General features: G+C 65.6%; 19 protein-coding genes. 5 read left to right on the top strand and 14 right to left on the bottom strand.

Annotation, left to right across the window (positions count from 1 at the left end; genetic code table 11):
* Positions 1-26: 26 nt before the first annotated feature.
* On the bottom strand, positions 27-533 hold the full coding sequence (locus FJ414_RS11245) for an RES domain-containing protein (RefSeq protein WP_140644457.1): 507 nt from the start codon (positions 531-533) through the stop codon (positions 27-29).
* Positions 530-1,015 (bottom strand): antitoxin Xre/MbcA/ParS toxin-binding domain-containing protein, encoded by a 486-nt coding sequence (locus FJ414_RS11240; RefSeq protein ID WP_140644456.1) that lies wholly within the window; start codon positions 1,013-1,015, stop codon positions 530-532. The genes FJ414_RS11245 and FJ414_RS11240 overlap by 4 nt, the downstream gene beginning before the upstream one ends.
* A gap of 168 nt (positions 1,016-1,183) precedes the next feature.
* Between FJ414_RS11240 and FJ414_RS11235 the strand changes: the two genes are divergently transcribed.
* A complete protein-coding gene (locus FJ414_RS11235; RefSeq protein ID WP_140644455.1) occupies positions 1,184-3,406 on the top strand; it encodes an AMP-binding protein in 2,223 nt (740 codons plus the stop codon).
* Positions 3,407-3,434: 28 nt separating this feature from the next.
* Here the strand turns inward: FJ414_RS11235 and FJ414_RS11230 are convergent, their stop codons facing one another.
* Both FJ414_RS11230 and FJ414_RS11225 read right to left on the bottom strand, forming a co-directional pair.
* Positions 3,435-4,178: a phosphatidylcholine/phosphatidylserine synthase gene (locus tag FJ414_RS11230; RefSeq protein WP_246672372.1), complete on the bottom strand. Its 744-nt coding sequence runs from the start codon at positions 4,176-4,178 to the stop codon at positions 3,435-3,437.
* A gap of 75 nt (positions 4,179-4,253) precedes the next feature.
* On the bottom strand, positions 4,254-4,991 hold the full coding sequence (locus FJ414_RS11225; RefSeq protein ID WP_281405796.1) for a phosphatidylserine decarboxylase: 738 nt from the start codon (positions 4,989-4,991) through the stop codon (positions 4,254-4,256).
* A 173-nt stretch (positions 4,992-5,164) separates the two neighbouring features.
* Here FJ414_RS11225 and FJ414_RS11220 point away from each other — a divergent pair, with 173 nt between their 5' ends.
* The gene (locus tag FJ414_RS11220; protein WP_140644546.1) at positions 5,165-6,034 is read left to right on the top strand and encodes an SMP-30/gluconolactonase/LRE family protein; all 870 of its coding nucleotides are present in this window, start codon (positions 5,165-5,167) and stop codon (positions 6,032-6,034) included.
* Here the strand turns inward: FJ414_RS11220 and FJ414_RS11215 are convergent.
* From FJ414_RS11215 to FJ414_RS11200, 4 genes are all read right to left on the bottom strand, one after another.
* Entirely contained in the window at positions 6,010-6,351 is a 342-nt protein-coding gene (locus FJ414_RS11215) for an antibiotic biosynthesis monooxygenase (protein ID WP_140644452.1), read from the bottom strand. The genes FJ414_RS11220 and FJ414_RS11215 overlap by 25 nt on opposite strands.
* A gap of 127 nt (positions 6,352-6,478) precedes the next feature.
* Positions 6,479-8,362 (bottom strand): ABC transporter ATP-binding protein/permease, encoded by a 1,884-nt coding sequence (locus FJ414_RS11210; RefSeq protein ID WP_140644451.1) that lies wholly within the window; start codon positions 8,360-8,362, stop codon positions 6,479-6,481.
* Complete coding sequence (locus FJ414_RS11205; RefSeq protein WP_140644450.1) at positions 8,362-8,697, bottom strand: metalloregulator ArsR/SmtB family transcription factor; 336 nt, start codon at positions 8,695-8,697, stop codon at positions 8,362-8,364. The genes FJ414_RS11210 and FJ414_RS11205 overlap by 1 nt, the downstream gene beginning before the upstream one ends.
* A 132-nt stretch (positions 8,698-8,829) precedes the next feature.
* Positions 8,830-10,320, bottom strand: coding sequence for a LysM peptidoglycan-binding domain-containing protein (locus FJ414_RS11200; RefSeq protein WP_140644449.1), 1,491 nt, complete (start codon positions 10,318-10,320; stop codon positions 8,830-8,832).
* A gap of 120 nt (positions 10,321-10,440) precedes the next feature.
* On the opposite strand from FJ414_RS11200, the gene FJ414_RS11195 reads away from it, so the two are divergent.
* Positions 10,441-11,052, top strand: a complete 612-nt coding sequence (locus FJ414_RS11195) for a TIGR00730 family Rossman fold protein (protein ID WP_140644448.1) — start codon at positions 10,441-10,443, stop codon at positions 11,050-11,052.
* A 30-nt stretch (positions 11,053-11,082) separates the two neighbouring features.
* Here FJ414_RS11195 and FJ414_RS11190 read toward each other — a convergent pair whose 3' ends face one another.
* Positions 11,083-11,973 (bottom strand): LysR family transcriptional regulator, encoded by an 891-nt coding sequence (locus FJ414_RS11190; RefSeq protein WP_140644447.1) that lies wholly within the window; start codon positions 11,971-11,973, stop codon positions 11,083-11,085.
* Between the two features lie 117 nt (positions 11,974-12,090).
* Between FJ414_RS11190 and FJ414_RS11185 the strand changes: the two genes are divergently transcribed.
* The gene (locus tag FJ414_RS11185) at positions 12,091-12,381 is read left to right on the top strand and encodes a muconolactone Delta-isomerase family protein (protein WP_140644446.1); all 291 of its coding nucleotides are present in this window, start codon (positions 12,091-12,093) and stop codon (positions 12,379-12,381) included.
* A 39-nt stretch (positions 12,382-12,420) separates the two neighbouring features.
* Here the strand turns inward: FJ414_RS11185 and FJ414_RS11180 are convergent, their stop codons facing one another.
* A complete protein-coding gene (locus FJ414_RS11180) occupies positions 12,421-12,795 on the bottom strand; it encodes a hypothetical protein (RefSeq protein WP_140644445.1) in 375 nt (124 codons plus the stop codon).
* A gap of 181 nt (positions 12,796-12,976) precedes the next feature.
* Here FJ414_RS11180 and FJ414_RS11175 point away from each other — a divergent pair, with 181 nt between their 5' ends.
* On the top strand, positions 12,977-13,747 hold the full coding sequence (locus tag FJ414_RS11175) for a pyrroline-5-carboxylate reductase (RefSeq protein ID WP_140644444.1): 771 nt from the start codon (positions 12,977-12,979) through the stop codon (positions 13,745-13,747).
* A 6-nt stretch (positions 13,748-13,753) separates the two neighbouring features.
* On the opposite strand, the gene FJ414_RS11170 is transcribed toward FJ414_RS11175, so the two are convergent.
* The 4 genes from FJ414_RS11170 to FJ414_RS11155 all read right to left on the bottom strand — a co-directional run bounded on the left by FJ414_RS11170 (position 13,754) and on the right by FJ414_RS11155 (position 23,649).
* The gene (locus tag FJ414_RS11170) at positions 13,754-16,972 is read right to left on the bottom strand and encodes an efflux RND transporter permease subunit (RefSeq protein ID WP_140644443.1); all 3,219 of its coding nucleotides are present in this window, start codon (positions 16,970-16,972) and stop codon (positions 13,754-13,756) included.
* Positions 16,969-20,070 carry a multidrug efflux RND transporter permease subunit gene (locus FJ414_RS11165; protein ID WP_140644545.1) on the bottom strand — a complete coding sequence of 1,034 codons (3,102 nt, stop codon included), beginning with the start codon at positions 20,068-20,070 and terminating at the stop codon, positions 16,969-16,971. The genes FJ414_RS11170 and FJ414_RS11165 overlap by 4 nt, the downstream gene beginning before the upstream one ends.
* Positions 20,071-20,099: 29 nt before the next feature.
* Complete coding sequence (locus tag FJ414_RS11160) at positions 20,100-21,617, bottom strand: efflux RND transporter periplasmic adaptor subunit (protein ID WP_246672364.1); 1,518 nt, start codon at positions 21,615-21,617, stop codon at positions 20,100-20,102.
* Positions 21,618-22,230: 613 nt separating this feature from the next.
* Positions 22,231-23,649, bottom strand: a complete 1,419-nt coding sequence (locus FJ414_RS11155; RefSeq protein WP_140644441.1) for an FAD-binding oxidoreductase — start codon at positions 23,647-23,649, stop codon at positions 22,231-22,233.
* Positions 23,650-23,997 lie beyond the last annotated feature (348 nt).

Genomic DNA, 23,997 nt, shown 5'->3' with positions numbered 1-23,997 from the left:
GCTCCGCCGCCTGTCTGGACGGTACGCTATCTCGCGGGAGGATGAAGCCCGGTATCCAGCGCCAAATCCTCCTGCAGGCGCGGCTTGTAGAGGCCGCTCGCGCGGCCGGGATCGAACACCAGGTTCCAGCTATGCTGGGACACGGCGCTCGGAATCAGAAATAAGGGATGCTCCGCTAAGAGACCGTCGCCAAACTGTTGCTGCCCTGCGCTTGGAATGCCTGGCCGAAGCCAGTTTGCGCTTGGAATATCGCCGATTTCCACCACATGAATTTTCGAAGGATCGGCGATCTCGAATGCCGTCAGCACGTGGCGGACTGTATCGAGCGTGCGAAATCCCTTGTGGACCGCCACCTCGAGAATGGCGGTCGAAGGGTCAACGGACGCATATACGGCCCTGACGCCTTTGCTGTTCCACCTTCCCCCGAGTTTGAAGGCTCCCTCGCCGCTGTCCCAGCTTGCCTGGAAGCGTTTGTGATCAAGTCTCCAGCCGAGGACATCGCCCGTTCCGAGAGAACCTGGCAAAGGCGTCACGCGTAGACACCGTAGTCGAGCCGTTCGAGAAATTCCTGCACAAGTATGGTACCCGCCGCTGTGGCCAAGAGATCGATGGGTCGCCTGTTGTCCAACCCCATGGCGGGCTCAATCATCCATTTCTCGGCCGCTTCCTGGTTTCCGAAAACAGACGTGGCCTTGGTGAGAACCCTGGCGAAATTCCAGGTCCTTGAGCCTTGCTCCCGATTGAGCGTCCGGGAGTGATCCGATTTGTACCGCTGAAATGTCCGCTCGCTCATGCCGAATGCCGCCTCGAAGGCATCTGCTTCGATGACGGTCAGTTGCCTGACGAGGCTTTCCAGAGCCTGGCTTGGAATTCCATGCAGGATCATTTCATGCGCCTCGAGCGGGCTGGATACCGAGGATCCAAGAACCTTCGGCCCGCCGAACAGGTCGATCAGCCGTTCGAACTCCGGCTCCATGTGTGGTGCTTCGGCAAACCCCGTCGGGAAACTGGCCATCTTTACCTCTCCGTCACGTGTCATTTTATTTACGACATGTGTCAGAGCCTTTCAAGTGGAGATCGAGGCACTGCTTCAGCCCACATTGACCTTGCCCCCACTTCCGCTACCCTCTGCCACCGAAGCGGCCGCTCAAGAGCCGCCCCGAGGAGACTGGGAGAGAGCGGCATGATCCTGACCCTGGCGCTGCTGGCGGGCCTTGTCCTTGCCTGGCTGCTGATCGCGGTGATCGAACGGTTCCGGCTCGACCTGCGCTTCACCCAGGCGCTGCTCTATGTGCCGTTCAAGCTCGCCTATCGCGTCGCCGACAACCGCATCCGCATTGCCCGCAGCGCCAAGACGCCGGTGATCTATGTGGTCTCGCACCAGTCGCGCATCGAGCCGGCGCTGATGCTGTCGCTGCTTCCCGACGACACGCTGCATATCCTGGACGAGGCCTCGGCGCGCTCGCCCTGGCTGGAGCCTTGGCGCGAGCTTGCCCGCACCATCGCCTTCAACGCCGAGCATCTCTTCGTCAGCCGGCGGCTGGTGCGCGTGCTGAAGGGCAAAGGGCGGCTCGCCGTCTACCTGCCCGACGATGTCGAGCCGGACGTCAAATCCTTCCGGCTGTTTCGCGCCATCACCCGCATCGCCATGCAGGCCGACGCACGCATCGTGCCGATCTTCGTCGCCGGCACGCGCGACCTGCCGGTGTCGCTGACGCCGAAGGAGAAAGCGCCGCGCCACTGGTTCCCGCGGCTTTCGGTGAGCGTGCTGGAGCCGATGACCATCGCCGAACTGGTGGCGCGCAACCCGGACATGGCCTCCAACACCAACGCGCTGTTCGACCGTTTCGCCGAAGCGCGGCTCTACGGCACCAATCTCGACCGCGGGTTGTTCCTTGCCATGCGCGATGCCGCCGATCGCGTCGGCCCCTCGCATCCGATCATCGAGGACGTGATTTCCGGCTCGCTCAGCTATCGCAAGCTATTCATCGGCGCGCGCGTCCTCGGCCGCCATTTCGAGGTGGTGACAGCGCCCGGCGAAGCGGTCGGCGTGCTCCTACCCAACGCCAATGGCGTGGTGCTCACCTTCGTCGGCCTGATCTCAGCGGGCCGCGTCGCGGCGATGATCAACTACACCGCCGGCCCGGCGAGCGTGACCGCGGCGGTCCGCACCGCGGTGATCCGCACCATGGTCTCATCCCGCGCCTTCATCGAAAAGGCGGCCATCGACGACGTCGTCGCCGCGGTCGAAGCGGGCGGCGCCAAGATGCTGTGGCTGGAGGATGTGCGCGCCGGCGTGACGGCCCTGGACAAGGTCGCGGCCGCGCTTTTGTGGCGCCTGCCTTTGCAGCGGCAGCAGGCGGGCAAACCAGCTGTGATCCTGTTCACCTCCGGCTCGGAAGGCACGCCGAAGGCAGTGGTGCTGTCGAACCGCAGCCTGCTTGCCAATGTCATGCAGGCCGAGGCACGCGTCTCCGTCTCGCCGGCCGACATCCTGCTCAACGTGCTGCCGGTGTTCCATTCCTTCGGGCTGACCGGCGGCACCATCCTGCCGCTGGTGCTGGGGATAAAGCTGTTCCTCTACCCCTCGCCGCTGCACTACAAGATCATCCCCGAGATCGCCCGCAAGGTGAAGCCGACCGTGATGTTCGGCACCGACACTTTCCTCGCCAACTATGCCCGAACCGCCAAGGACGGCGACTTCTCCAGCCTGCGCTTCGTCGTGGCCGGCGCCGAAGCGGTGAAGCCGGAAACGCGGCGCACCTATCGCGACCGTTTCCAGGCTTCGATCGTCGAAGGCTTCGGGCTGACCGAGGCCGCGCCCGTGGTGGCGGTGAACACCGCCATCCACGGCCGCGACGGCACAGTCGGGCGGCCGCTGCCGGCGATCCGCATGAAGCTGGAGCCGGTCGAAGGCATCGCCGAGGGCGGCCGGCTGTGGCTCGACGGACCGAACATGATGATGGGCTATATGACCGCCGACCGTCCCGGCGAATTGCAGCGGCTGGAAGGCTGGCACGACACCGGCGATATCGTCTCGGTCGACCGCGAGGGCTTCATCACCATACGCGGGCGGGCCAAGCGCTTCGCCAAGATCGCCGGCGAGATGGTGTCGCTGGGCGCCGTCGAGATGCTGGTGCAGTCGCTATGGCCGGAAGAGCGCCACGCGGCGGTGGCAGTGCCCGACAAGAGGCGCGGCGAGCGCATCGTGCTGGTCACCACCGCCGACGATGCCAATGCCGAGGAGCTGCGCCAGTTCGGCAAGAAAGCCGGCGCGGCCGAGCTGATGGTGCCCAACGACATTATCAAGGTGGAAGAGATCCCGGTGCTGGGCTCGGGCAAGACGGATTACATCTCGGCGCGCAAGCTGGCGATCGACCGGCTGGGGCTGAGTGCGGCTGCCTGATCTCCCCCTCAAGGGGGAAGATTACCAGCTACCCGATATCCGACGGCGGCACCTTCTCGCCTTCGCGCATGGCCCGCTTCGAATAGGCACGCACCGAGAGTGGCAGGAAAAGCAGATAGCCGGCGACGGAAGCCGTCAGCGTGTACCAGGGATAGGCCATCAACAAGAGGATGTAGAGCACGACGCCGAGGATCACCGGCAGCACCCGATCGCCGGGTATCTTGACGCTCTTGCCCGAATAGACCGGCAGGCGGCTGACCAGCAGGAACGCCACCAATACGGTAAAGCCCGAGGCGACGAAGGCCGCCGGCCGGGTGGGCTCCAGCCCGAGCCGCAGGAAATAGAGATAGAGCGGCAGCATGACCAGCACAGCACCCGCCGGAGCCGGCACGCCGACAAAATATTCGGTCTGCCATGCAGGCTGGTCGGTGTCGTCGGCCAGCACGTTGAAACGGGCAAGCCGCATGCCGCAGGCGATGGTGAAGAGAAGTGCCGCGATCCACCCGGGCGAGCCGGCGCGATCGAGCAGGAAGGCGTAGAGCACCAGCGCCGGCGCCACGCCGAAATTGACGATGTCGGCCAGCGAATCCATCTGCGCGCCGAATTTCGAGGTGGCCTTGAGCATGCGCGCCAGCCGCCCGTCGATGCCGTCGAGGAAGGCGGCAAGCAGCACCATGACCACCGCAATCTCGAAGCGGTTCTCGAAGGCGAAGCGGATGCCGGAAAGGCCGGCGCAGATGGCGAGCACCGTGACCAGGTTGGGCAGCACCATGCGCATCGGGATCTCGCGGATGCGCGGACCGCCGCTGGCATGGGCCTCGAATTTCTTGAACGGCGCGCCCAACGCTCAGGAAATCCTGACCAAGGGCGTGACCGCGGTGCCGCCGAATTCGGCAAGCACGGTCTCGCCGCCGACCGCCGTCTGGCCGACCGCGACGCGCGGCACGGCGCCCAACGGCAGGAAGACGTCGACGCGCGAGCCGAAGCGGATCAGGCCGAAACGCTCGCCGATCGCGATCGAGCCGCCGGTTTCGGCCCAGCAGACGATGCGGCGCGCGACCAGACCGGCGATCTGGACGGCGGCGATGGTGCCGTTCGGGCTGTCGATGACCAGGCCGTTGCGCTCGTTCTCCGCGCTTGCCTTGTCGAGCTCGGCATTGAGGAATTTTCCGGGCTTGTGCTCGATGCGCGTGATCCGGCCGCGCACCGGAGCGCGGTTGATGTGGCAGGAAAACACGTTCATGAACACCGAAATGCGGGTCATTTCGCCGGAGCCGAGGCCAAGCTCGCTCGGCGGCACGGCGGGCCCGACCGCCGAGATCACGCCATCGGCCGGGCTCACCACCAGCCGGTCGTCGACCGGCGTGACGCGCTCGGGATCGCGGTAGAAATAGACGCACCAAGCGGTGAGGATCAGCCCGATCCAGAACAGGATCGAGGAGAAATAGCCGAGAAACAGCGTCGCCGCGGCGAAGGCGGCGATGAAGGGATAGCCTTCGCGATGGATGGGAACGAACGTATTCTTGACCGAGTCGAGAAGCGTCATAGGGCTTGGGGCGGTCCCTGTTTCAGGTTGCGCCTCAATAGCGGAAAGCCCCCCTCCCCGCAACGCAACAATGGGGGGAGGACAAGCCTGGACGGCAGCGCCGGCGCGCAAGCCTGACTTTTGCTCCTGTTGTCGGAACTCGGCTCCGTTACGCGTCCTTGGCGAGAGGACACCCAAGGATCCCGCCAATGCCTTCGCCGAAATCGCCTGCAATGAGTGCCAAGGTCGTCACAACAGGCCTCGCCTTCGGCGAGTCGCCGCGCTGGCATGATGGCCGGCTCTGGCTCTGCAACTGGGGCACCGGCGAGATCGTCGCTGTCGACGAGGATAGCCAGAGCGAAGTCATGCTCACCGTGCCGGCCATCCTGCCCTATTCGATCGACTGGTTGCCGGATGGCCGGCTGCTTATCGTCTCGGGCCGGGAAGGCCTGCTGCTCAGGCAGGAAGCAGACGGGACGCTCGTCACCCATGCCGATCTCAGACATCTGTCGAAGAATCCCTGGAACGAAATCGTCGTCGACGGGCGCCGCAACATCTACGTCAATGGTGGCGGTCCGGCGCCGGCGCCGGGTGAGCATTTCGGGCCGGGCACGATCGTGCTGGTCGCAGCGGACGGCAGCGTGCGGCAGGTCGCCGAGGACATCGCCTTCGCCAACGGCATGGCGGTGACGCCGGACAACAAGACACTGATCGTCGCCGAATCCCACGCTAACCGATTGACCGCCTTCGACATCGCCACCGATGGCGGCCTTTTCAACCGCCGCGTCTGGGCGCGCCTCGGGAACGATTATCCCGACGGCATATGCATCGATGCGGAAGGCTGTGTCTGGTACGCCGATGTGCCCAACCGGCACTGCGTGCGTGTGCGCGAGGGCGGCGTGACGCTCGACGGGATCGCGACCGATCGCGGCTGCTTTGCCTGCATGCTGGGCGGCGCCGATGGCAGGACGTTGTTCATCACCGCCGCCGAATGGCGCGGCTTCGAGCATATGGTCAGCGACGCCCGCACCGGCCAGGTGCTGAGCGCCGCTGTCTCCGTGTCCGGAGCCGGATGGCCTTACAGCTCCGGTACGCGCTGGTAGTTGGCGATGTCGGCCTTTACGCCGAGGCGCGCGATGGTTTCCTGCGCGCTGAAGGCGATGCGTTCATGCGCGGCCCTGACGATCGGCACCACTTTGTCGACGGCATCCTGGCTTTCCCACTCGACCATGGTGACGATGTTGAACTCGCCGGGGCCGGAGAACTGTTCGAGCAGGAAATCCTGCACGAAGCCATCCTGCTGGCGCAGCAGTTCGTGCGTCATGAAGACCTTGCCGAGGATTTCCGCGCGTGCCTCCGCCGGCACGACGAATTTGTCGACCCGGAACACGCTACCGGTGCGGTGATTTCTGGTGCTCATTTCGATCCATCTCCGTTTGGAAGGGTTGCTTGGCAGGAGGCTCGGAGACGGTTTGCAAGCTCAAGGTAAGTTGAGGTCAAGGGGAATTTGGCTCTTCCTTCTCACCCTGCAGGAGAAGGAAGAGGCCTCAGCCAACCTCCGAAGTCCTCCTGCGCACAATCACCCCAAGGTCGTCGCTCTCGCGGGCGATGCGCAGGCGCTCCTCGGCTTCGGTCGCTTCGCGCTGGCGGTCCCACATCGAGGCGTAGAGGCCGTGCTTGGCCAGCAGCGCCGCATGGGTGCCGCGCTCGGCGATCTGGCCGTCCTTGAGCACGATGATCTCGTCGGCCGAGACCACCGTCGACAGCCGGTGGGCAATGACGATGGTGGTGCGGCCCTTGCTGACCTGGTCCAACGCTGCCTGGATTTCCTGCTCGGTGTGACTGTCCAGCGCCGAGGTCGCCTCGTCCAGCATCAGGATCAGCGGCGCCTTGAGGATGGTGCGGGCGATCGCGACGCGCTGCTTCTCGCCGCCCGACAGTTTAAGCCCACGCTCGCCGACCATCGCGCGGTAGCCTTCGGGCAGCTTGTCGATGAACGGCCCGATCTGGGCGAGCTCGGCCGCCTTGCGCACTTCCTCCTCGCTGGCGCCGACGCGACCGTAGCGGATGTTGTAGGCGATGGTGTCGTTGAAGAGCACCGTGTCCTGCGGCACCATGCCGAGCACGGCGCGCAGGCTCTCCTGCGTGACGTCGCGGATGTCCTGGCCGTCGATCAGCACCTGGCCGCCCTGCACGTCGTAGAAGCGGAATAGGAGCCTGGAAATGGTCGACTTGCCGGCCCCGGACGGGCCGACGATCGCCACCGTCTTGCCGGCCGGCACGTCGAAGGAGACGCCCTTCAGGATCTTGCGGTTGGGATCATAGGAGAACTGCACGTCGCGGAACTCGACCTTGCCGGGCCCGACCTTCAAAGGCTTCGCATCCGGCTTGTCGACGATCTCCTGCGGCACGTCGAGCAGGTCGAACATGTGCTCGATGTCGGTCAACCCTTGCCGGATCTCGCGGTAGATGAAGCCGATGAAGTTGAGCGGCACCGAAAGCTGGATCAGCATGGCGTTGATGAAGACGAAATCGCCGACCGTCTGCCTGCCGGCCTGCACCTCCAGCGCCGACATGCACATGACGATGACGGTACCCAGACCGAAGATGACGCCCTGGCCGAAGTTCAGCCAGCCGAGCGAGGTCCAGGTTTTCGTCGCGGCGATCTCGTAGCGCGCCATCGAGCGGTCGAAACGCTCGGCCTCCATGCGTTCATTGGTGAAATATTTGACCGTCTCGAAGTTAAGAAGCGAGTCGATCGCCTTGGTGTTGGCGTCGGTGTCGCTGTCGTTCATGTCGCGGCGGATCGAGATGCGCCAGTCGCTGGCCTTGACGGTGAACCAGACATAGAGGGTGACGGTGAGCGCCACCACGGCCACATATTTCCAGCCGTAGGTGAAGGCGAAGATGCCGGCGGTCAGCGCGAATTCGAGGATCGTCGGCGCCGTGTTCAGCATGATGAAGCGCACGATTGTCTCGATGCCCTTGGTGCCGCGCTCGATGATGCGCGACAGGCCGCCGGTGCGGCGCTCGAGATGGAAGCGCAGCGACAGCTGGTGCATGTGGACGAAGGTGCGGAAGGCGAGCTGGCGCACCGCATACTGGCCAACCCGGGCAAAGAGCGCGTCGCGCAGCTGGTTGAAGCCGAGCTGGATCAGGCGCAGGACGTTGTACGCAATGACCAGCGCCACCGGCGCCAGCAAAAAGGACGGCAGCGGCGGCGGCGTCTTCGAGGCGTGGGCCAGCGCGTCGGTCGCCCATTTGAAGAAATAGGGGCCAGCGACCAGCGTCAGCTTGGCGACGACCAGAAGCAGCGTCGCCCAGGTGACGCGGGCTCTGAGATCGGCGCGCTCGGCCGGCCACATATAGGGCCACAGATTACGCAGCGTGGTGAGGGTGCCGGCTTCGGCGGATACGGTCTTTTCGGCCACTAGTCTTGCCTTTTGGGTAAACCGCTGGGGCAGCAGAAGTTGACGAGTCGGGTGAGCGAGGCCGAGACGCCCTCAAGCGCGGCGTGGTCGACGGCATAGCGCGAGCGCTGGCGGTCGGCCTCGAAGCGGACCAGCCCCGCCTCGACCAGCACCTTCAGATGTTGCGAAACGGTCGACTGGGCGAGGTCGAAATGGTCGACCACCTCACGGCACGAGCAGCAGTGGCTGGCCGAAAGGCGCTTCAGGATCTCGATGCGCGCCGGATGCGAGAGCGCTGCCAGGCGGAGCGCCATGGCGTGGCTGTCGCTGCAGCGGATTTCGGAGGATTCGGGCATCGTCTATCGGCGATAGACGATGAAGGGGAATGGGGCAAGCTGGACGGATGGGTAGATTTGAGGTGCTGGCGGGACAGCACCCCCTCTGCCCTGCCGGGCATCCCCCCGCAAGGGGGGAGATCAGCTAATCGCCTACTCCGTCTTCGTCTGGGTGGTCATCTGCTCGCCCATGGCCTTCATGTCGGCGGCCTCGCCTTCCTTCGAAGTCGAAGGCACCTTGAACACCTGGCCCGGCCAGATGCGATCGGGATCGCGGATCTGGTCCTTGTTGGCCAGATAGATCGTCGAGAAGCGAGTGCCATGGCCGTAGACGCGGCGCGAGATGCGCCAGAGCGTGTCGTTGCGGCGGATGATGACGGAGCCGTCGGCATGTTCGAGCTTCGGCGCGACCGTTTCGGGCACGTCGGTCGAGGGCGCCGCCTCGGCAACCTTGGCAGCAGCCCCGGCGGCCGGGGCGGGCTTGGCCGCTTCGGCCGTTGCTGTCTCGGTCGTGGTTTCGGCGGTCTTGGTCTCGGCCGGCTTGGCCTGCGCCGGCTTTGTCTCGCTTGGGGCGACGGCGGCGACCGACTCGCCGGGCTCGCGCTCGAACGGGACGGCAGCGCGGGCGACGACCTTGACGCCATCATTGTCCAGGCCATCGACATGGATGGTGTAGCTGCCGACCGGAATGTCGCGCGTCGCTTCGATCAGGAAATGCCCGTCGGCCGAAGTCTTGGCGTCGCCGAGCAGAATGGCGTCGGCATAGGCGCGCACCTTGCGGCCGGGATCGGCCGTGCCGGCGACGAAGATCTTGCTGCCGTCGATCTCGACCGCTTCGACGGCGATCTTAGGCTCCGCCGCGGCGGCCACAGCCGGCGCGGTCGCCGGAGCCTGGTCGGTGGCGGCGGGCGCGGTCGGCGCCGTGCTGGACGCGGTCGGTGCCGGAGCCTGCTCCGTGGGCACCGCCGCCTGATCGCTAGCGGCCGGCGCCGCCGGCTTGGTCTCGGCCTCAGGAACGGTGATCAACTGCGAGGCCTTGCCCGGCTCCTCGACCATGGCCAGCACCTGGCCGGTCGGGCTCTGCGGCACCGAGACGACGGCGGTCTGGGCCGAGGCGACGGTCGTGCCGCCAACCGTCTGGCGCAGGGTGATCGTATAGTCGCCCGGCTTCAGCGGATCGTCGAGCACGATGGCGAAGGCGCCGTCGGGACCGGAATCGGTCGAGCCGAGCACCGTGCCCTCATTCAAAATCTCGACCTTGGCGTTGGGCGCTGCGCTGCCGGCGACGACGATCGAGCCATTGCCCTCGACGCGCACGACATCGAAGGTCGGCAGCGTCGGACCGGCGGCGGCGGGCGCCTGGGCGGCCGACGCCATGGCGTTGTTGGCCGGCGCCATCTTATTGGCGGGCGCCATCGTGTTCGCCGGAGCCATTGTGTTTGAAGGAGCCTGGGGCACACGCGCCTCTGTGCTCGTGCTCGAGGATTCAGCCGGTTTCGCAGCGGTCTGCGGCAGCGTCGCGACCTGCGCCGGCTTCTGGTTGTTGATATAAGGGTCGAGCGCGCCCGAGCCGTAGGCGACCGCCGCGACGGCGACAACGCCGCCCGCCGCGAACAAAAACGCCTTAGAAGGATTGATAGCCATAATTCCGTATTGCCCCCTTAGCCACCTAACGCCCGGTCTAGCCTGTTTTCCCGAGTCCGACAAGAAAAAGCCCGTCCGCGGGCTTGACCCGGCCAACCGTCCCCATCACCAATCATCGCCATGAACACGATTCGATCCGTCTGCGTCTATTGCGGCTCGTCTCCGGGCCGCGACGAGGCCTATATCAAGGCCGGCCACACGCTTGGCCGCTCGCTTGCCAAATCCGGGTTGCGCCTCATCTATGGCGGCGGCACCAAGGGCATCATGGGCGCTGTCGCCGACGGCGCGCTCAAGGCCGGCGGCAAGGTCACCGGCATTATCCCGCGCTTCCTGATCAACAAGGAGGCGACCGAGACCGCGCTCGACAAGCTCGACGAACTCTTGATCACCGACAACATGCACGAGCGCAAGCACAGCATGTTCGAAAAATCCGACGCCTTTGTGGCGCTGCCGGGCGGCATCGGCACGGTGGAGGAGATCGTCGAGATCATGACCTGGGCGCAACTCGGCCATCACCGCAAGCCGATCGTCTTTGCCAACGTCAAGGGTTTCTGGGACCCTATGCTGGCGCTGATCGAGCACATGGCGGCCGAAGGCTTCATCCACACCGCGCAGCGGGTAAAACCGCTGGTCGTCGACGACCCGGAGGCGATCGTCGCCGCCATCATGGTGGCCGGATCGTCGGTCGACGCGCCGACGGAGGGCGTGCGGTCGTTGATAGACAAGATGTAGGCAGAGGGAATAGGCAGTAGGAAAGCATGCCTACTGCCTACTGCCTACTGCTCTCCTCAAATCCCCAATCACCGCCCGCCGGTCATTCCGCCGCCAGGCGAGGTGGATCGAAACGCTGCGTTTGAACCACGGCAGGTCGCGGAAGACGACGCCCTGGGGTGTCGCGCTTCGTAGGCTTTTCTGGACCGTGGCGAGGCCGAGGCCGGCGCTGACCAGGCCGAGCGAGGTCAAGGGATCGGCCGTCTCATAGGCGATATCGGGCATGAAGCCGGATTCGGCGCAGGCCGCCAGGAACTGCGCGCGGTTGGTGTCGCCAGGCTGGCGCACGACAGTGATCCAGACGCGGCCGTCGAGCTGGCTAGGTTGGATATCGGCGACATCGGCGAGCGGATCACCCTCCGGCATTGCCAGCACCAGCGGCTCGCGCCGCACCAGCATGCTTTCAAGATCGGGGTCGCCTTCCGGCGCTGGCGAATAGACGAAGCCGAGATCGAGCGCGCGCTGGCGCAGATCCTCGAACTGCGCCGCTGTCCGCCGGCTGCGCAATTGCAGATGGAAATCCGGCCGCTCTCTGCGGAAATCCCGCAGCATCGCGGCGACCAGCCCGGAATGCACCGCGCCCTCGACATAGCCGATGGCGAGGCTGCCGGTCGCGCCGCTGGCGAGGTTGCGGCCGAGCTCTTCCAGCCGCGCCGCATTGGCAAGCAAGGCGCGGGCCTCGGCAAGGAAGGCCCTGCCCTCGGCGTTGAGATGGACGCGCTGCTTCGCCCGCTCGAACAAGGCGACGCCGAGCTGCTCCTCGAGCTGGATGATCTGCCGGCTCAAGGGTGACTGGGAAATGTGCAATTGCGCTGCGGCGCGGCCGACATTGCCGGCCTCGGCGACGGCGACGAAGTATCTGATCTGGCGCAGGTCGAGCATTTTTCGCCTTCAACGGTCAAGACCTTTTCAGTCTCAACTATAACCTAATCAGTCTTGGACAGTCTGACCAGCCAGCGCGATACCTGCCGGCATCAACTTGCCACAAAGGAGACCGCCATGCAGTTCTTTGCCCTGCTCACCCGCAACACCGAAAAGTTCAGCGACGCCGATTTCGCGCCGCTGCTGCCGCCCGAATCCGACCAACGCAAGACGCTCTACGCGCAAGGCGCCGTGCGCCAGATCTGGAACCGCGGCGACATTCCCGGCACCGGCATCATGTTCGAGGCGGCGGACGACGCCGAAGTGCGCGGCCACCTTGCCACGCTGCCGCTGATCGAGGCCGGCATGATGGACATCGCGGCCGTTGTGCCGCTCAACCCCTATCCGGGCTTTGGACCGAAGCGGTGAGCCGAGCCCGTCAATGAGGTTGCCGCAGTTGCGGCAGCCTCAAGGCCAGGCGTCCTTCATCGCGTTCACCGACAGCCATGCCATCGCGGGGAGTGCGACGAGCAGCCCCAGCCGCAGCCCCGCGGATCGCGCCTGATCGGGTTCCTGACGCTGAAGCCGGCGCCAGATCTGGAATGCCGCGGCGAGAACGAGCAGTACATAAAAGCCGGCGAGCACCCACAGGGCTGTCTGAACGGATATCGTAATGCCGTTGTTATCGAGCACCTTGCCGATCAGCATGACCGGCCCGGCGACGAAGAAGGCAATGGCGATGCCGAACAGGAAGCCGATCAGGGCGCCCGGGAACGATGTCGCCGACAGTGCCACGAGCACCGCCATCAGGATGAGCAGAGTGATGAACGCGCGCTGGCTCACGGTCACATTCCCCGATCGAACGCGGCGGAATGTATCAGTCCGGCCTTAATCGCGGGTAACAGCCCAGGCCCATCTTCAAGGCGCGGTCCGGCCGCGGGCATGGCCGGAACGTCGCCTCCCCTTGCCGGCAACGGAACCGTCGCTATTGTCGGCGGCAATCCGAAACAGGACGAAAACTTCCATGAGACTTGGCTTTGTCGGCACGGGCGCGTTGAGCTCGGCCATCGTCACCGGGCTGAAATCGCTGCCGGGCGAGACGACGCCGGTGGTGGTTTCGCCGCGCAACGAGGCGATCGCCGCGGAGCTTGCCCGGCGCTTCCCGGATGTACGCATCGCCGCCGACAACCAGGCCGTGCTCGACCAGTGCGACACCGTCATGCTGGCGGTGCGGCCGCAGATCGCGCGCGAGGTGCTGAAGGAACTGCGGTTCCGGCCGGACCATCATGTCGTCAGCCTGATCGCCACGATATCGCGCGAGGAGATCGCCGCGCTGGTGGCGCCGGCCGCGCATGTCGGCAAGGCGCTGCCGATGCCGATGATCGCCCGCCTGCAAGGCGCCACGCTTGTTTGCCCGCCGGACCCGATCATGGCGGCGTTCTTCGGCCGGCTGGGCGGCGTGATCGAAGTCGAGGACCAAAGCGAGTTCGATGCGCTGAGCGTCGTCACCGCGACCTATGCCAGCTATTTCAAATATCTCGATACGATCCACGTCTGGGTGCGCGGCCAGGGTGTGCCCGGCGACAAGGCCCGCGACTACATCACCAGCATCTACAAGGCGCTGGCCAACGCGCCGGATACGACGCCGGACGAAGACTTCATGCATCTTGCGCAGGACTATGCGACGCGCGGCGGCATCAACGAACAGGTGCTGCGCGAACTGACCGAGCGGGGCACGTTCGAGGCCTTCGCGGAGAGTCTTAACCGCGTGCACCAGCGCATCACCGGCGAGTGATCGGGATCACTCCGCCGGAGCGAGTCGCAGCGATGGCTTCCTCGCGCTGAGACGGTCGAGATAGAGATAGACGACCGGCGTCGTGTAGAGTGTCAGAAGCTGGGAAACGATGAGGCCGCCGACGATCGCCGCGCCGAGCGGCTGGCGCAGTTCCGCGCCCGCGCCGGTCTCGATCGCCAGCGGCAGCGCGCCGAGCAGCGCCGCGAAGGTCGTCATCATGATCGGCCGGAAGCGCTGGACGCTGGCCTTGTGGATGGCCTCGCGGGACGAGAGCCCTTCCAGCCGTTCGGCCTGCAGGGCCATGTCGATCATCATGATGGCGTTCTTCTTGACGATGCCGATCAACAGGATGATGCCGATCAGCGAGATCACGTCGAACTCCATGCCGGTGACGATGAGCGCCAAGAGCGCGCCGATGCCGGCCGAAGGCAGCGTCGACAGGATGGTGATCGGATGGACGTAGCTTTCATAGAGCACGCCGAGCACGACATAGATCGTGGCAAGCGCGGCTGCGATCAAAAGTAGTTCGTTGAGCAGGTTGGCGCGGAAGGCGAGCGCGGTGCCGGCCAAGGAGCCATGGATCGTGACCGGCATCTTCAGCTCGGCCATGGCGCGGTCGATCGCGGCCGAGGCGTCGCCGAGCGTCGCGCCGTCGGCGAGATTGAACGAAATGGTCGTGGCGACGAAATGGCCCTGGTGGTTGACCGATAAAGGCATGGTCGCCGGTCCATAGGTGCTGAAGGCGGCCAACGGCACCATTTTTTCGGCGGAGGTGCTGACCGCCGCGCCGCTCGAGGCGCTGCCATGGCCGGTGACGGCGATGGCGTTGGTGGCCTGGTTCCGCAGCGAGCCCGTCAGGCTGCCGGCCAGCGCGTTGGTCTGCTGCGTGCCGCTGGCCGCGGCGCCTGAGGTGCTGACATAGATGCCGTTCAGCGCGCTCGGATCCTGCAGATAGCGCGGCGCCACCTCCATGACGACATGGTATTGGTTGCGGGCGTTGAAGATGGTCGACACCTGGCGCTGGCCGAAGGCGTCGTAGAGCGTGGCGTCGATACTGGCCGGGGTCAGGCCGAGACGCGCAGCGCTCTCGCGATCGACCGTGATGTTGGTTTCGAGCCCGGCCTCGTCGCGGTCGGAGTTGACGTCGGTGAGCTCCGGCGACTGCTTGAGGAGATTGACCAGCTTCGGCGTCCACTCGTCGAGATCGGCGGTGGTGTCGGCCTGCAGCGTGTACTGGTAGGTCGCAAGGCTCTGGCGTCCGCCGACCCTGATCTCCTGGCGCGGATTGAGGAAGAGCTGCGCGCCGGGCAACTGCCCGAGCTGCGCGCGCAGCCGGGTCAGCACCACCTGCAGCGGCGCCCGCTCGCCCTTCGGCTTCAGCGCGACCTGGACGAAGCCGGAATTGGTCTGCCGGCCGCCGATATAGCCGACCACGTTCTCGACCGCCGGGTCGCTCTTGAGGATCGATTCCAGCCGCTCGAATTTCTGGCGCATCAGCTGGAAGGAGATAGCCTGGTCGGCGCGCAGGCCGCCCATCAGCTCGCCGGTGTCCTGCTGCGGGAAGAAGCCCTTCGGCACCACCGTATAGAGATAGACGTTGAAGACGATGGCCGCGAGAAGCACCACCAGCATGATTTCCGAATTATCGAGCGACCAGGCCAGCGAGCGGCCATAGAAGGCGCGGACGCGTTCGAAGACGCCTTCGCCGAAGCGGGCAAGGATCGAGCGTCCGGTCGACGGGCTCGCGCCCGGACGCAGGAAATGCGCGCACATCATCGGCGTCACCGTCAGCGACAGGACGAGCGAAATCGCGATCGAGAGCGACAGCGTCAGAGCGAATTCCTGGAACAGGCGGCCGAGTATGCCGCCCATCAGGAGGATCGGCAGGAAGACGGCGACCAGCGAGGCGCTCATCGACAGCACCGTGAAGCCGACTTCCCTGGCGCCGACCAGCGCCGCCCTGCCGCGCGGCATGCCGTCCTCGATGTGGCGCGTGATGTTTTCCAGCACCACGATGGCATCGTCGACGACAAAGCCGGTGGCGATCGTGAGCGCCATCAGCGACAGATTGTCGAGCGTGAAGCCGAGCAGGTACATGGCGCCGAAAGTGCCGAGGATCGAGACGACCAGCGCGACGCTCGGGATCAGCGCCGCGCGCCAGTCGCGCAGGAAGCAGAACACCACGAGGATGACGAGCAGCACCGCCAGCACCAGTGTCAGCTCGGTGTCGTGCAGCGAACCGCGAATGGTGGTCGAGCCGTCGGTGGCGATGCCGAGCCGCGCGTCGGCCGGCACGGAGGCCTGCAGCGTCGGGATCAGGGCGCGGACGCGGTCGACGGTCTCGATGATGTTGGCGTTGGGCTCGCGGTAGAGCACCAGGAGCACCGCGGGCTCGCCATTGGCCAGACCGAGATTGCGCACGTCCTCGACGGAATCCTCGACATCGGCGATGTCGCGCAGCCTGACCGCCGCATTGTTGCGCCAGGCAATCACCAGATCGCGAAAATCGGCGGCATGGCTCGCCTGATCGTTGGTGTAGAGCTGGTAGCGCAGCGCGCCGTCTTCCTCGAAACCTTTCGGGCTGCGCGCATTGGCCGAGGCAAGGGCTGCGCGCACATCCTCCAGGCCGATGCCGTAGTGGAACAGCGCGCCGGGATTGAGCTCGACCCGCACCGCCGGCAGCGACGAGCCGCCGAGATCGACATTGCCGATGCCCTCGACCTGCGACAGGCGCTGCTGCAGCACGGTCGCGGCGGCATCGTAGAGCTGGCCGGGCGTCAACGTGCGCGAGGTCAGCGCCAGGATCATCACGGGCGAGTCGGCGGGATTGTATTTGCGATAGGTCGGGTTGCTGCGCAGGTCCGACGGCAGGTCGGCGCGGGCGGCGTTGATCGCGGCCTGGACGTCGCGCGCCGCCCCGTTGATGTCGCGGTCGAGGTCGAATTGCAGCACGACATTGGTCGAGCCGGTGCCCGAGCGCGAGGTCATCTCGGAGACGCCGGCGATCTGGCCGAGATGGCGCTCCAGCGGCGCCGCGACATCGGTCGCCATCGTGTCGGGGCTGGCGCCCGCCATCGAGGCCTGCACCGAGATGGTGGGGAAATCGACCTTGGGCAAAGGTGCCACGGGCAAATTGAAATAGGCGATCAGCCCGGCGGCGGCGAGGCCGATCGCGAGCAGCGTCGTGGCGACCGGCCGCGCCATGAACGGGGCCGAGAGGTTCACGGCGCGGACCCGCCGGCGGAGGCTTCGACGACGCCGGCGCCGCGCCGCGTCAGCCGGTCGAAGGCAAGATAGATGACCGGCGTGGTGAACAGCGTCAGCACCTGGCTGACGATCAGGCCGCCGACGATGGTGATGCCGAGCGGCTGGTGCAATTCCGAGCCGGCCAGGCCGCCGACCAGAAGCGGCAGCGCGCCGAAGAGCGCGGCGAACGTCGTCATCAGGATCGGACGGAGCCTGAGCAGGCACGCCTCGTAGATCGCCTCGCGCGGATCGAGCCCCTGCAGCCGCTCTGCCTGCAGCGCGAAGTCGATCATCATGATGGCGTTCTTCTTGACGATGCCGACGAGCAGCACGATGCCGATGATGCCGATGACATCGAGGTCATGGCCGGCGAGCATCAGCGCGACCAGCGCGCCGACGGTCGCCGAGGGCAGCGTGGACAGAATGGTCAGCGGATGGATGAAGCTTTCGTAGAGCACGCCGAGCACGACATAGACAGTGGCGACCGCCGCCAGCACCAGAAGCAATTCGTTGGACAGCGAGCTCTGCAGCGCAAGGGCGGCGCCCTGGAAGCCGGTCGTCAGGCCGGCGGGCGGCTGCATGTCCTTCTCGGCGGCGGTGATCGCCGCGGTGGCATCACCAAGCGAGACGCCGGGGGCAAGGTTGAACGAAATGGTCGCGGCCGGGAATTGCGCCAGGTGGTTCACCAGCAGCGGCGCCTGCCGGACATTGATGCTGGCGATCGCCGACAGCGGCACCTGGCCGGCGCCCGAGGACGGCAAATAGATCGAGCCCAGCGAGGCCGGCGTCTGGCCGACCGACGGATCGGCTTCGAGGATGACGCGGTATTCGTTCGACTGGGTGAAGATGGTGGAGATGATGCGCTGGCCGAAGGCGTCGTAAAGCGCATTGTCGACCGTTGCCGGCGTGATGCCGAAGCGCGCCGCCGTGGCGCGGTCGATGGTGACGTCGACGGCAAGCCCGCTCTGCTGGCTGTCGCTGGCGACATCGGCGAGTTCCGGAAGCGCCGTGAGCCTGTCGGTCAGCTTGGTCGTCCATGCCGCCAGCTCGACCGGATCGGAATCCTGCAGCACATACTGGTATTGCGAAGCGCTGATCGTGGAATCGACCGTCAGGTCCTGCACCGGCTGCATGTGCAGCGCTATCCCGGTGACTTGGGCCGTCTCCTGCGTCAGCCGGCGGATGATGGCGCTGGCGTCGTCAGTGCGCTCGTCGCGCGGTTTCAGATTGATCAGCATGTGGCCGCTGTTGGCTGTCATGTTCTGGCCGTCGACGCCGATGAAGGACGACAGGCTGGCGACATCGGGATCCTTCAGGATGGCGTCGGCCAGCGCCTGCTGGTGCGCCGCCATGTCGGCATAGGAAGCCGAGCCCGCCGCTTCGGTGATGGCCGAGATGGCGCCGGTGTCCTGCACCGGGAAGAAGCCCTTCGGGATGGCGATGTAAAGATAGACGGTGAGCGCCAGCGTTGCGACCGCGACCAGCAGCGTCAGCGCCTGGCGGTCGAGCACCCAGCGCAGCGCAGCGCCATAGCCATTGGCGACCGCGTCGAAGGCGCCCTCGCTCCAGCGCGCCAGCGCGCCCGGCCTGCGCTCGGCCGGCGGCTTCAGGAGCCTGGCGCAGAGCATCGGCACCAAGGTCAGCGAAACGATGGCCGAAATGACGATGGCGATGGCTAGAGTGATGGCGAATTCGTGGAACAGGCGGCCGACGACGTCGCCCATGAACAGAAGCGGGATCAGCACCGCGATCAGCGAGACGGTGAGCGAGATGATGGTGAAGCCGATCTGGGCCGAGCCTTCGAGCGCGGCGGTCACCGGATCGTCGCCATGCTCGATGAAGCGCGAGATGTTCTCGATCATGACGATGGCGTCGTCGATGACGAATCCGGACGCGATGGTGAGCGCCATCAAGGACAGATTGTCGAGACTGAAGCCCCACAGATACATCACCGCGAAAGTGCCGACCAAGGAGAGCGGCACCGACAGGCTGGGGATGATCGTCGCCGGGATGTTGCGCAGGAAAAGGAAGGTGACCAGCACGACCAGCAGCGCCGCCATCGCCAACTCGAACTGGACGTCGTCGACCGAGGCGCGGATGGTGGTGGTGCGGTCGGTCAGCGGCTCGATGCTGAGCGCCGCCGGCAGGCCGGCGCGCAATTGCGGCAGCAGCGCCTTCACGCCGTCGACAACGCGGATGACATTGGCGCCCGGCTGGCGCTGGATGTTGAGGATGATTGCCGGCGTGCGGTTTTCCCAGGCGCCCAGCCTGGAATTCTCGGGGCCTTCGATGATGTCGGCCACCTCGCCCAGCCGCACCGGCGCGCCGTTGCGATAGGCGATCACCATATCGGCATAGGTCTTGGGATCGGCGACCTGGTCGTTGGCGTTGATGGTGTAGGAGCGCGCCGGCCCGTCGAAGCTGCCCTTCGGCGTGTTGACGTTGAGCGTGCCGATGGTGGTGCGCAGATCGTCGATATTGAGGCCCATGGCGGCCAGCGCCTTGAGCTTCACCTGCACGCGCACGGCCGGCCGCTCGCCGCCGGAGATGCTGACCAGGCCGACGCCGGGAAGCTGCGAGATCTTCTGCGCCAGCCGGGTCTCGGCATAGTTCTCGACTTGCGTCAGCGGCAGCGTCTTCGAGGTGATCGCCAGCGTCAGGATCGGCGCGTCGGCCGGGTTGACCTTGGCGTAGATCGGCGGCGCCGGCAGGTCGGCGGGCAGAAGATTGCCCGACGCGTTGATCGCCGCCTGCACCTCCTGCTCGGCGATGTCGAGGCTGAGGTCGAGGCTGAAGCGCAGCGTGATGACCGAGGCGCCGGCGGAAGAGCCCGACGACATCTGCTCCAGCCCAGGCATCTGGCCGAACTGGCGCTCCAGCGGTGCCGTGACCGAGGTCGTCATCACCTCGGGGCTGGCGCCGGGATAGAAGGTCTGAACCTGGATCGTCGGATAGTCGACCTCGGGCAAAGCCGAGAGCGGCAGGAACATGTATGCGATCATGCCGACGATCAGGATGGTCGCCATGATAAGCGTGGTGGCCACCGGCCGCAGGATGAACGGCCGCGACGGGTTCAACCAGCCGGAGACGAGGCCGCTCGGCGTGCTCATTGGCCCTGGCCGCTGTCGCCGCCATTGCCGCCGCTGCCGGCATTGGCGCCGCCGTCGCGGCGATGGTGGCGGTGATGCTTACGGCCGGAAGCATCGCCCGATGCGTCCGCGCCCTCGCCTGCCCGGCCGCCCTGGCCATTGGTGGCCGCGGTGGCGTTGTCGGAATTGGCGGGCGTGTTGCCGAAACTGGCCGGCGACGTGCCGGCAGCCGGGCTGCTCGCCCCAGCTGCTTGCGGCTGCGCGGGCGCGGCGCCGGCGGCCGGCGCTGTTCCCGAGGCTGGCACGGCGTTGTCGGGCACGGTGACCTTGGCGCCGTCCTTGAGCCGGTCGACGCCGTCGACCACGACCTTGGCGCCCGGCGCCAAACCGGAGAGCAGCTGCGTGACGGTGGCGTTGCCCGGGCCGAGCGTAACGGTCTTCACCGAGACGGTGCTGTCGTCGTTGAGCTGGTAGACGAAGGTGCCTGACGCGCCGTGCTGGATGGCGGCGTTGGGCAGCACGCTGACGCCGGTCAAAGTGCGCACAAGCAGATGCACGTTGACGAACTGGTTGGGATAGAGCACGCCGTCGATGTTCGGGAAGACGGCGCGCAGCTTCACCGTGCCGGTGGTCGGATCGATCTGGTTGTCGATCGTCTGCAGCGTGCCTTCGGCGATCTCTTTGGTGTCGTTGCGGTCGAACAAGGTGGCCTTGAGCCCGGCATTGCCATGCGTCTGCTCCAGCACTTGCGCCAGGCTGTCCTCTGGCAGCGAGAACAGAACCGAGATCGGCTGCATCTGAGCGATCACCGCGATGCCGGTGGCGTCGCCCGGCGTGACGTAATTTCCCTGGTCGATGAGGCGCAGGCCGATGCGGCCGTCGGCGGGCGCGGTGATATGGCTGTTGGCGATGTTGACCTGCACGGCCTCGATCTGCGCCTGGTCGGACATCACCGTGCCCTCGTCGGACTGCACCGTCGCGCGCTGCAGGTCGACCGCCTGCTGGGTGATGGCGTTGGAGGTGAGCTTCAGGTCGCGGTCGAGGTCGAGCTTGGCATCGGCAAGCAGCGCCTGGTCATGCTCCAGTTGGCCCTGCCATTGATGCAGCGAGGCGTTCAGCGTGCGGTCGTCGATCTGGGCGAGGAAATCACCCCTCTTCACGTTCTGGCCCTCGGTGAAGCCGATCTGGGTGATCTGGCCGCTGACCTGCGCGCGAACCGTCACGGTCGAGAGCGGGGTGACGGTGCCCAGCGCCTCGAGCACGATCGGAATATCGGCCTGCGCCACGGGCGCAACGGCAACCGGCTGCGCAAGATCGCCGCCGCGGAAACGGCCGCCACGGTGGCCGCCTTGCTGCTGAACCTGAACAGGATGCAGCCAGAACGCGACCCCGGCCGCCGCAACGACCAAGAGCAGCGCGACAATCCAGCCGCGCCGCGAGCGGCGCGCGACCGGCGGCCGGACCTCGGCCAGCGGCTCGCTCGGGGGCGCGGGCACATTGCGGCGCTTGCGCCTGCTGACGACTTCGTCGTCCACTTCTCTCACCTGTCCTTCGAGCCGCATCCAGGAAGGTCCGCCGCGCAGAGCCGCTCGTCGAACCGTCGCCGATCGCGCCGTCAGACATGCCCAAGGCAGGTACAATGGCGCGATCCTATTCGAAGCATAGGCGCGCGGATTTTATCGTGCAATTCCGGCAGACATTAAATTCCTGTAAGAAATTGAATGGGTTAGAGCCATAAATCAGCTTCGTCTCCGCGAGAAAAAGCGGCAATTCTCAAGGACGAAATTGGGGGCTTCTCATCGCCTTTAGACAAATGGCCACAAGGTCTTAGGGGGTCAGCACAAACGGCTAACGGCGGCGCGCTGCTGCGGCGCGGCTTCACGACCAACTCCGGATCGCCGAGACGATTCTCGCGAAGGTGTGAATATCTGCCAGCCGCGAGCGTACGAAACGCGGGCGAGGAACCAAGATCGCGCATTAGCGTTGCCTCACATAGCAACATTTTGGAGATCGTCATGCTGCGAGGCGGATTGCTTTGGCTTATCGGGATACCTTTGCCCGTCATCCTTATTCTTTGGCTGCTCGGTTACTTGCACTAGCAGCGGAACCTGCCTGCGCGGCACAAGTCGCGCAGGCGCCAAAACCAGTCTATTTGCGATCCTTCATCCGCCGGCGAGGCAAGGCCTCGATCTCTTCGGCCGACAAATGCTTCACCTCGTTCCACAAACGCGATTTCGCCGAGTTGAGCAGGCCGTCCGGGTCGAGCCGCTTCTTCCACGCCAGATGTTTGAAATCCGGCTTCATGCTGCCGCCTTCGACATAGGGCACATGCGGGTTTGAAGTGCCCAGTCCATGCGCTTCATAGATGGCTGTGATTTCCATCAGGCGCGCGTCGTCGGTGTAGCGCAGGATCGGCAGGTCGAAAGCGACCAGCCGGTCGTCGAGCAGCGCGAATTCGTGATGCATCAGCACCTCGTCGCCGAAGATTTCCTGCAGCGGCTTTATCAGGCCGCTATCGAGCGGCGCAGGACAAGTCACCTGCAGGTTGGTGACACTGCGGTCCTGCTTCAGCACCTGCAGCGTGGTGTGGTTGTAGGAAAATTCGGAGAGCGCCGGCAGGCCGGAGGCCGCGATGCCATCCGCGTCGAGGTCGATCTCGACCGTGCCGCCATGGTCGCGCAGCGCATCGCGAACCGCCGCCGCATCCGGCTCGGCGACGATGACGATGGCGAGGTCGCGCCGGCGCCTTGCGAGTTCCCGGAGCTTGGTTATCGAAGCCGCGATGCGGCCGTCTATCGTCGTCAGCAGCTTGAGGTTCAGCGAGCGCGCGTTGCCGAGCGCGATGCCGGCCTCGAAGGCCTGCCGATAAGTGTCGAACGAGGCGATGATGTTGCGCCAGCGCGGCGACGCGATGGTGCCGAGCGTCACCTCGGTGATGACGCCGTTCAGCCCCCAGGCATGATGGATGGCGAGGATTTCGGGGCCGGTGAAGACGTGGCGCCCCGGTAGCTTCTCCATCGACAGCACCGTGATCGCCTGGATGTTCTTGCCATCGCGCAGCATGCCGTGGCGGATCGAACCGATGCCGCCGGAGCCGCCGGCGATGAAACCGCCAATGGTGGCGACCGCTTCGGTCGAGGGCACGATCGGCAGCTCGCGACCGTGGCGCCCGAGTGCGGCGTTGATATCGCCGATGCGGGCGCCGGCCTCGGCGCGCACCGTGTCGGCACCGATTTCCAGCACGCGCGAGATGCCGGTCATGTCGACGATCAGCCCGCCATCCAGCGGCACCGCCTGGCCATAATTGCCGGTGCCTCCGCCCCGGATGACGACAGGCACCCGCCATTCGGCGGCCACCGCCAGGCAGCGCGCCAGTTCGTCCAGCGTAACCGGCGCGGCGACGAGATCGCCGAAACAGGACGACAATTCACGGCTGAGGATCGGGCTATACCAGAAGAAATCGCGCGAGCGCTTCTTCACGATCGAGGGCGTGTCGAACGTCTCGATGCCGCCCAGCGCTCGGGCAAAGGCCTGCCAGTCGATGTCGTTCTTGCCTGAGATGGACATGAACGCCCTCGCCTAACGTTGGTTCGCAGCGAAGCGAACACGTGCCAATGGGCGTCCGCGAAAATCACAGTTGGTTGGATCGATACGGCTTTCGTCGAGCATCTCGCTTCTCCGCTGGTCGCGCTGCGACCTGTCGAATTGCGGCTCGTTCCCTTGAAAGCCCTGTGCCATGGGGTGGCGCGACTGTCGTTCAGGCCGGACGGTCTGTCAACCGCCAGCCCACGCTTGACAAAGCCGCCTGCCTGTTGGACGTTTCTTCCCACCATGGCACCGGGTTCGAGCCGCTTTTCTCCGACCGGCAAGGCGTCGGAACGAAACGGATCGCGATGCCAGGCAATCCAGAAATCC

This window comes from Mesorhizobium sp. B3-1-6 (assembly GCF_006439555.1).
Lineage (GTDB): Bacteria > Pseudomonadota > Alphaproteobacteria > Rhizobiales > Rhizobiaceae > Mesorhizobium.
Note: the sequence above shows the minus strand (reverse complement) of the source record. Positions and strands in the feature narration are given on the sequence as shown.

What these genes read in the sequence shown, in the direction of transcription:
- FJ414_RS11190 (WP_140644447.1), bottom strand. Translation starts at nt 11,973, where the DNA reads ATGCTCGACCTGCGCCAGATCAGATACTTCGTCGCCGTCGCCGAGGCC.
- FJ414_RS11195 (WP_140644448.1), top strand. Translation starts at nt 10,441, where the DNA reads ATGAACACGATTCGATCCGTCTGCGTCTATTGCGGCTCGTCTCCGGGC.
- FJ414_RS11200 (WP_140644449.1), bottom strand. Translation starts at nt 10,320, where the DNA reads ATGGCTATCAATCCTTCTAAGGCGTTTTTGTTCGCGGCGGGCGGCGTT.
- FJ414_RS11205 (WP_140644450.1), bottom strand. Translation starts at nt 8,697, where the DNA reads ATGCCCGAATCCTCCGAAATCCGCTGCAGCGACAGCCACGCCATGGCG.
- FJ414_RS11235 (WP_140644455.1), top strand. Translation starts at nt 1,184, where the DNA reads ATGATCCTGACCCTGGCGCTGCTGGCGGGCCTTGTCCTTGCCTGGCTG.
- FJ414_RS11240 (WP_140644456.1), bottom strand. Translation starts at nt 1,015, where the DNA reads ATGGCCAGTTTCCCGACGGGGTTTGCCGAAGCACCACACATGGAGCCG.
- FJ414_RS11185 (WP_140644446.1), top strand. Translation starts at nt 12,091, where the DNA reads ATGCAGTTCTTTGCCCTGCTCACCCGCAACACCGAAAAGTTCAGCGAC.
- FJ414_RS11215 (WP_140644452.1), bottom strand. Translation starts at nt 6,351, where the DNA reads ATGAGCACCAGAAATCACCGCACCGGTAGCGTGTTCCGGGTCGACAAA.
- FJ414_RS11175 (WP_140644444.1), top strand. Translation starts at nt 12,977, where the DNA reads ATGAGACTTGGCTTTGTCGGCACGGGCGCGTTGAGCTCGGCCATCGTC.
- FJ414_RS11155 (WP_140644441.1), bottom strand. Translation starts at nt 23,649, where the DNA reads ATGTCCATCTCAGGCAAGAACGACATCGACTGGCAGGCCTTTGCCCGA.
- FJ414_RS11230 (WP_246672372.1), bottom strand. Translation starts at nt 4,178, where the DNA reads ATGGTGCTGCCCAACCTGGTCACGGTGCTCGCCATCTGCGCCGGCCTT.
- FJ414_RS11220 (WP_140644546.1), top strand. Translation starts at nt 5,165, where the DNA reads ATGAGTGCCAAGGTCGTCACAACAGGCCTCGCCTTCGGCGAGTCGCCG.